This is a genomic window from Peptacetobacter sp. AB800 (assembly GCF_047807365.1).
GTDB lineage: Bacteria > Bacillota > Clostridia > Peptostreptococcales > Peptostreptococcaceae > Peptacetobacter.
Map to the genome: position 1 here is coordinate 1 of NZ_JBLOUI010000065.1, position 6,899 is coordinate 6,899.

Genomic DNA, 6,899 nt, shown 5'->3' on the forward strand with positions numbered 1-6,899 from the left:
CTAAAAGAGGATTAATAAGTTGCTTAGATTATTATATGAAATTGAACCGCGGAGTGCCGAACGGCACGCTCCGTGGTGTGAGAGGGGCTACAAGTTAGCCCCTACTTAATTGTTATAATTAAAGAAATAATATAATATTCAAAGAGAAAGGTGATTAAATGGTTTCCTACATATTAATAATCCAAAATGGTCCTATACTTACATATGAATATTATCCAAATGGAGAAAAAGATTTAAAGGGTTCTTTTTCTATCAATAGAGATACTAAAGAAATATTTGATATACATCTTTCTCAGTGGGAGTATTGGGATGAAGAAAAACAAGATGGAAATAGAAAGTATTTTATAAAAGTTGTAGAAAGAGTTCTTAAAGAAGAAGCTAAAGAGGGATATGTGGCTTGGGGATAAAAGCATTTTAACAGATAATTGTTAAGGTGCTTTTTTTATTTTTTGCATTATGATAAAATAAAAAGGATAGTTATAAATAGAAAAGGAGAAAAAATGGAAACAATTAACATAAACAAAGAAGTAAAGAAACCGAGACAGAAAGTACTAGATCCAATAAAACTAGAAGAACAAGAAGTATACATGGACAAAGTAAGAGTCTTAAATGAAAAATGGACTAAAAAGAAAAGAAGAAAGCCAACAGTTGGGCTTGGGACATTCGGGTGTCAGATGAATTACCTAAACACGAAATAAAGATATAATTAAAATGTATTTTTTAATTATATCTTTATTTTTTTATTTTAATTTCTTATAAATAGATATTTAATTATTGAATTTGCAAAAAAAATGCAAAAAGATTGATTAAACACTTGACAAAATGTATAATATACAGTAAGAGAATTTATGATTAGGAGGTATAAATATGATTCTTGAATATAGATGTTCAAATTTTAAAGCAATAAAAGAAGAGGTAGTATTTTCTATGATGGCATCATCAGATACATCTAATAGTGATTATTTACTAGATTTTAATGATAAAAAAGTAAATCAAGTTTCTTCTATATATGGTGCTAATGGTTCTGGCAAAACTTCACTTTTAGAATCGATTAATTTTTTAAAAGGACTTATATTAAATGGAATAAATCAACAACCTGGAGATTATATACCAATAAATACACATAAGCTTTCAAAAGCAGACGAGCCATCTGAATTTATTTTACAATTTGTAAAAAATGGAATTAGATATATGTATGGCATTTCAGCTACAAAAGAAAAAGTTGTTAAAGAATATCTTTATCATTTCCCTAAGAAGAGACCAGCAAAAATATTTGATAGAGAATATGAAGAGTATACTTTTGGCAAGAACTTTATGAGTGAACTAAAAGAAGCTCTTTTTAAAGCTAAAGAAAATAGACCATTTTTATCAGTTGCTGCGAATAACACAAATATAAAAGAGATAGAAAATGTATTTCTATTTTTTAAAGAAGATATTGTTGTTTATTTACCAGAGGCAATAAATAATTGGCAAGAATATTCTTTTAATAAAATTAATTCTGATAAAAATTTAAAAAGAAAGGTAATTAATGCGTTTAGAAGTCTTGGAGTAAATATAAATGATATAAAAACAGAGCGACATAGAATTTCTTTTCCAGAAGAGATGTTAGAAGACTTACCAGTTGAATTACGTCCTATTTTAAGTGATAGGGCAGCCGAAGTTAATGCAGTTTTTCTAGACTATGGCGATTTTATGGTATCTATAGATGATGAGTCAAGTGGAGTAAAAAAACTATTTGAAGTTTTATGTCCTATTATCGATATTATTGAAAATGATAAAATTCTTTTATGGGACGAGATAGAAAATGGATTGCATGATATTATATTACATAAATTGCTACAAATTTTTATTAAAAATAAGGATTCAAACGCACAACTTATATTTACAACACATGATATAAATCTTTTAGATTTAAATATTCTAAGAAGAGATCAAATTTGGTTTGCTGAACTTGAAAGAATCAATAGACAGACTGAGTTATATTCTCTTTCAGAATTTAAAGATATAAGAAAAACTGAAAATGTGAGCAAAAATTATATAAATGGAAGATATGGGGCAATTCCTTTTTTAAAAACTAATATTCAATTCAAAGGAGGAGAAGAATAATATATGAATAAACCTGAAGATTTATTTAAACTCTTTGATAGAGATAGAACACAAAAGAAAAAGCTTGTTACTATTTTTGAACTAGATGAAATAAAGTACCATTTCGATGAAAATATAAACTCAATAAGAGACTCCTTTGAAATAATAAAAGATTTAAAAGAAGATAATAAGAAAATGGATATTTTAAGATACCAAATTATATCATTAGATAGTACAATTGATTTTTATATGCATGAGATTACAAAATATGGTATGAATAGGATGTATAATGGATACTGGGAAAAAACTGAAAAATATAATAATTTTAAAATAGAAATGTCTGATATACATAAAATAATGATTTCTAAACAAGATGATATTTTTAATGAGGTAGTAAATAAAAAATATGCAAATGATACTTTTATGACGTCAAAAAGTATAATAGACCAATTAAAATTAATAGGAATCAGTCCAAAAGAGTTAGCAGATAATGTATTTTATGATAGAAATAGTAAAGAAAATACAATGGATAAATTAAAAACTTTTTTAGACAAGTTATTTGTTAGAAGAAACCTTATAGCTCATCAATCAGACAGAAACCATGCTGATGCAGAAAAAAACTCTATCAATGAAGATTATGTAAAAAAACAAATTGATATGGTTATAAAATTTATTAATGGAATAGATACTCTAATAAGAAATAAGGATGAGATTGATAGATAAAGACCTAGTAAAATAGCTCTAGTAGATAAATACTAGGTCTTTTTTATTATTTATAGTAAAATTTATGTACTAGTCCATTTCTAAAAATTATAGAGTCAACTCTTTTATCACAGACTATTATCTTTTCAATTATCGTTTCAAAGAAGTCCTTCAATATTTTCCTATCGTTATTCATAGTCAATTCCTTCAGAGAAGAGCCAGTAAAGTCTAGTCTAAGAAGTAAGTCATCCATCTCATCCATAAATCCTAAGTCAGTTATCTTAGGTTTATTCTTTTCATTATTCAAAGCATTTAGTTTTTCATTTACTTCAGATAGCTTGTCTTCTATCTCAGTTTTACGTTTATAGAACTCTCTCTCAGACATAGGAACATCATCATATAAATAAAGATTAGTAAGACGTTCTGCAGCTCTTTCAAGTTTAGATTTATTTTCAAGAAGAGAATCTATCTCAGATTTATTACTTTTTACCTTTTCAAAATCAACCATCTTATCTAGATCCTCATACTTATAATTATTTTTTCTCATTTGTTTTATGTATGCCAGCATAGAAAAAGTATCATATAAAGAATCATAGTCCAGGCACACATCAGAATTACCTAAAAGCCTATTTTCCAAATCTTCAAGATTAGAAGGAATTTTGTTTATGCAGCTAATGAAATTCAAAACATACTGGAGCATAAAATCACCTATAGTAACATCAGTTACAATTTTATTATCACAGATAACTCCTTTTATTTTGCCACCGCATATATACCTACTAGGTTTATAACCATCTTTACGAGGCTTATCCAAAGAACAGATATATTTAGCTCCACAAGTCTTACAATAAATAAGTCCACCGAAGATATGTTGTATCTGATTCATACTTCTAAATCTGGAAGCATTCTTCTTAGCATTTTCTTCTATAATCTTATTACAACGTAGCCATTGCTCTTCTGATATAATTCCTTCATGGTTGTTTTCTTTTACAATCCATTCATCCTCAGACTTCTTTTTACCTCTGGCTGACTCACGATAGTTATATCTCAATGTTCCGTAGTAGAATGGGTTATGGATTATATCTCCAATACCTTTACTAGTCCAACTACCGCCACGTTTTGTATGTACGTTATTCTCATTTAAGTATTTTGAAATAGCAGCAGTAGACTGTCTTTTTTCGTACATATCAAATATAAATCTAATCGTTTTAGCCTCATTCTCATTTATTACAGGATACTTAGTTTCCTCATCATAAGAATATCCTAGAGGAACATTAGCTCCATTCCATAGTCCTTTTTCAGCTCTTGCAAGCATAATAGAAGTAACACGTTCTGATGTCAATTTTCTTTCAAGCTCGGCGAATACAAGTATTATTTTAAGCATTGCTTCACCCATCGCTGAACTGGTGTCGAATTGTTCATTCTTAGAAACGAAAGTACAGTTGTATTTTTTCAACTCCTCATACATATCACAGAAGTCTAAAAGGTTACGACTCACTCTATCTATTTTCCAGACAAATAGGTGAGAGAACTCTCCTGATATTATTTTATCCATCATATTTTGAAATGCTGGTCTATTAGTATTTTTACCAGAGAACCCTGCATCCTCAAATATTTCATAGTCGTCGATATTAAAAGCATATTTTGCGTAGTTGATTAAATCTTGACGTTGAACTGGTAACGAATCTTTATCTATCTGATAAGTTGTCGATACTCTAATGTAAAGAGCTGCTTTCATTTATTACACTCTCAAGCTCAGAAAATAGAGCTATTATTTTGTAGTAGCTTGAAACGTAAAGGTCTTCAACTACTTTTATGTTTAATAGTTTTTTCAGATAGTATAAAGATTTGTTAGTCAATGTTAATAGTGATATTTTGATTTTTATTTTGTAAAGTTTAAACATTAAATCCACCTCCTGAAAATATTAGAACATATATTCGAGATGGTTTTAAATAGCAAAAAAGCTACGATAAAAAAATAATAGTTTTCCCAGATGTGGGAAAAGTTTGTTACCACAAAAACAAAGCATTGATTTTTAATAATAAGAAGTATATAATGATATATATAAAAGAATATTCTTATTTATATTTTAGGTGACTGTTAATTCAGTTACTTAATATGATAATGGAATAAACAGAAAAGGGTCTTTGTGGTTTGGCGAGTATTAATTTACTTGCTTAAAAGCAGAGACCCTTTTATTTTTAATTATACTTTAAATAATCAAATATCTTTACAAGTCTTCTAAAATTACTTTTATTAGACTTAGAAGTAAAAACATCTTGATGATTATTATAATATTCTTGTAAGAAGTTTTGTAAATCATCAATATTAATATTTTCTTTTTCCATTAGAGCAATTTTGTATAAAGCTGCATCATCTCCATACATAGCAATAATTTCTCTAATAGTTTTCCCTTCTAAATCAGATGAATATTTTTCTCTATGTTCTTTTATAGTTTTTGAAAGAAGCTCATCAAAGTCATTTTTTATTAAATTATTTAAACAACTAGGAATATCGCAGTTACAATTTTTTAAATATTTATATATAGGTAAACTGTTAGCATTAGAAGGTTTTAAGCCTGGAAGAGTGTCTAAAATAATATGATTTGCATCAAGGTCTTTATTATCAAAAATAATATCTAGGAATAACTCTTGTGCAGTAATACCTTTATATCCTTTTTTAGAAAAATTATTTGAAGAAACACCAACACCAAGGACAAATTCAAGATTATCTAAATCAGTATCATTATCAAAATTCCAATTTGCAACTTTTAGTGTTTCAGTTGGTTCACTAGTTAAAACAAGATTGTAAACAGATTCTTTTAAACGTCTTAATATAGAAACGGGATATTTAGAGTGTGTTTTTAATATAGCATTATAAATAATATGAAAATCATTCAACTCTATCCTTGTCATTACAATTTGTTTATTTTTATCAAAAGATATTATTGATTCTGATATTTCTGGAGTATTCTTTTTAGGATTCCATTCAACAAAGAATAAACGATTTTTCAATTTTTCTATATTTTCCTGAGATAAACAAGCAGAAATATTTTCTAAAATATTTATTATATTTTCATCACTTATAGAATAACCAATAAATATAACAGGATGCTCCATAAATAATGTCATTATCTTTGCTGCTAAGTATTTACCTTTTTCAGCAAAGTTTTTATAATCCTTTTCATCAATAACAATGCTTTCAGGTTTGTTACAGCAACCATGTATTTTATAGATTTCAGCTATACCTTGTAAGTTAGAAAATATAAGCTCCTCTTGTCCAACAAAAACTTTATAATCATTAACTAAATGCTCTAGTAAAGTATCATAATTAGTTGTAATGATACTAGAGATATTTTTCTTGGATATTTGACTAAATAACTCTAACTCTTCAACTAGATTTAAAGATTCAAAATCACTATTATTGTTTATATAATTTGCAATTTCTATTTTTAGAGGACTAATATTGTGTTCTATACTATCTTTATAATTATTTCTAATATCCTCAAATTTATCATCTGTATACCACTTTTGAATAAGATCTTCTTCTATAAGAGTGGCAACTTTTTGAAGGTCAACTTCTCCAGATTCATTTTTAGAGAGAGAAACATATTTTCTAAATGCAAATTCAGAATCATTAATTCTATTTGAAATTTCTTGAAGTAACTGTTCCCATGTTGGTAGATTTAGATATCTTCTTGAAAATCCAGAACCTATAAAAAGTACAGGATTTGAATTACAACTATTTAAAAGAGTACTTATTTTATTTTCCATTTTGACACCTCCATAATATATTATTGTATTTATATTATATAACAGAATTTAGTATTTAAAAGATGTATTTAAAGCAAAAAAACATACTTTAAGTATATAAAAAGAGCAAAATATAATATATAAATTGCCAAAATTATACTAGAAAAATTGATAATATATGATATAGAAATAAAAACAACTTTTCCCAGATATGGGAAAAATAGGCATAAAAAAAGAGCGATAAAAATCCAATGTCATTAAGTTAGCATTGTTAATGAGGTTATCTAAAAGAAAAATAGCAGGAAAGATTTTTGCTTTCCTGCTATTTTTATATTTTAAACACACAAATAAGACAGATA

7 protein-coding genes are annotated in these 6,899 nt (G+C 26.9%); 4 read left to right on the forward strand and 3 right to left on the reverse strand.

The features are described from left to right. Positions 1 to 158: 158 nt before the first annotated feature. From ACK2WN_RS11690 to ACK2WN_RS11705, 4 genes are all read left to right on the forward strand, one after another. Positions 159 to 407 (forward strand): hypothetical protein, encoded by a 249-nt coding sequence (locus ACK2WN_RS11690; protein ID WP_416155662.1) that lies wholly within the window; start codon positions 159 to 161, stop codon positions 405 to 407. 93 nt (positions 408 to 500) lie between these two features. Continuing rightward, complete coding sequence (locus tag ACK2WN_RS11695) at positions 501 to 698, forward strand: hypothetical protein (RefSeq protein ID WP_416155663.1); 198 nt, start codon at positions 501 to 503, stop codon at positions 696 to 698. A gap of 169 nt (positions 699 to 867) precedes the next feature. Continuing rightward, positions 868 to 2,106: an AAA family ATPase gene (locus ACK2WN_RS11700; RefSeq protein ID WP_416155664.1), complete on the forward strand. Its 1,239-nt coding sequence runs from the start codon at positions 868 to 870 to the stop codon at positions 2,104 to 2,106. Positions 2,107 to 2,109: 3 nt separating this feature from the next. Next, on the forward strand, positions 2,110 to 2,808 hold the full coding sequence (locus ACK2WN_RS11705; RefSeq protein ID WP_416155665.1) for a hypothetical protein: 699 nt from the start codon (positions 2,110 to 2,112) through the stop codon (positions 2,806 to 2,808). A gap of 46 nt (positions 2,809 to 2,854) precedes the next feature. Here ACK2WN_RS11705 and ACK2WN_RS11710 read toward each other — a convergent pair whose 3' ends face one another. The 3 genes from ACK2WN_RS11710 to ACK2WN_RS11720 all read right to left on the reverse strand — a co-directional run bounded on the left by ACK2WN_RS11710 (position 2,855) and on the right by ACK2WN_RS11720 (position 6,561). Beyond that, complete coding sequence (locus ACK2WN_RS11710) at positions 2,855 to 4,525, reverse strand: recombinase family protein (RefSeq protein WP_416155666.1); 1,671 nt, start codon at positions 4,523 to 4,525, stop codon at positions 2,855 to 2,857. Beyond that, positions 4,503 to 4,691 carry a hypothetical protein gene (locus tag ACK2WN_RS11715; RefSeq protein WP_416155667.1) on the reverse strand — a complete coding sequence of 63 codons (189 nt, stop codon included), beginning with the start codon at positions 4,689 to 4,691 and terminating at the stop codon, positions 4,503 to 4,505. Before ACK2WN_RS11715 ends, ACK2WN_RS11710 begins: the two co-directional genes overlap by 23 nt. Positions 4,692 to 4,989: 298 nt before the next feature. Further along, positions 4,990 to 6,561: an SIR2 family protein gene (locus ACK2WN_RS11720; RefSeq protein WP_416155668.1), complete on the reverse strand. Its 1,572-nt coding sequence runs from the start codon at positions 6,559 to 6,561 to the stop codon at positions 4,990 to 4,992. Between the last annotated feature and the right edge of the window lie 338 nt (positions 6,562 to 6,899).

Excerpts from the sequence above, each read along its gene's own strand:
- ACK2WN_RS11690 (WP_416155662.1), top strand. The coding sequence starts at position 159 with ATGGTTTCCTACATATTAATAATCCAAAATGGTCCTATACTTACATAT.
- ACK2WN_RS11695 (WP_416155663.1), top strand. The coding sequence starts at position 501 with ATGGAAACAATTAACATAAACAAAGAAGTAAAGAAACCGAGACAGAAA.
- ACK2WN_RS11700 (WP_416155664.1), top strand. The coding sequence starts at position 868 with ATGATTCTTGAATATAGATGTTCAAATTTTAAAGCAATAAAAGAAGAG.
- ACK2WN_RS11705 (WP_416155665.1), top strand. The coding sequence starts at position 2,110 with ATGAATAAACCTGAAGATTTATTTAAACTCTTTGATAGAGATAGAACA.
- ACK2WN_RS11710 (WP_416155666.1), bottom strand. The coding sequence starts at position 4,525 with ATGAAAGCAGCTCTTTACATTAGAGTATCGACAACTTATCAGATAGAT.
- ACK2WN_RS11715 (WP_416155667.1), bottom strand. The coding sequence starts at position 4,691 with ATGTTTAAACTTTACAAAATAAAAATCAAAATATCACTATTAACATTG.
- ACK2WN_RS11720 (WP_416155668.1), bottom strand. The coding sequence starts at position 6,561 with ATGGAAAATAAAATAAGTACTCTTTTAAATAGTTGTAATTCAAATCCT.